Annotated in this window: 1 rRNA gene; it reads left to right on the top strand. The window is 55.5% G+C overall.

From position 1 onward, the window contains the following. Positions 1-7: 7 nt before the first annotated feature. Positions 8-400: ribosomal RNA gene (locus C487_RS21225) — 23S ribosomal RNA — on the top strand; the annotation flags it as partial.

Genomic DNA, 400 nt, shown 5'->3' with positions numbered 1-400 from the left:
GATCCGATGAACGTGGCTACTGTGCCAGCTGGTGGATCGCTCGGCTTGAGAGCTGATGAAGGACGTGCCAAGCTGCGATAAGCCTGAGGGAGCCGCACGGAGGCGAAGAACTCAGGATCTCCGAATGGGAATCCCCACCGCAATTGCTTCGCGCAATGGGGAACGTCGAGAATTGAAACATCTTAGTATCGACAGGAAAAGAAAGCAAACGCGATGTCGTTAGTAATGGCGAATAAACGCGACACAGTCCAAACCGAAGCCCTCACGGGCAATGTGGTGTTCGGGCTGACTCTCAGCAGCAGAACGGCGAGGCGAAGTCTCTTGGAATAGAGCACGAGACAGGGTGACAGTCCCGTACCGTCGACAAGTATGCTGTGCGTCAGTCCCAGAGTATCGGGGG

Source organism: Natrinema pallidum DSM 3751, assembly GCF_000337615.1.
Taxonomy (GTDB): domain Archaea; phylum Halobacteriota; class Halobacteria; order Halobacteriales; family Natrialbaceae; genus Natrinema; species Natrinema pallidum.
Note: the sequence above shows the minus strand (reverse complement) of the source record. Positions and strands in the feature narration are given on the sequence as shown.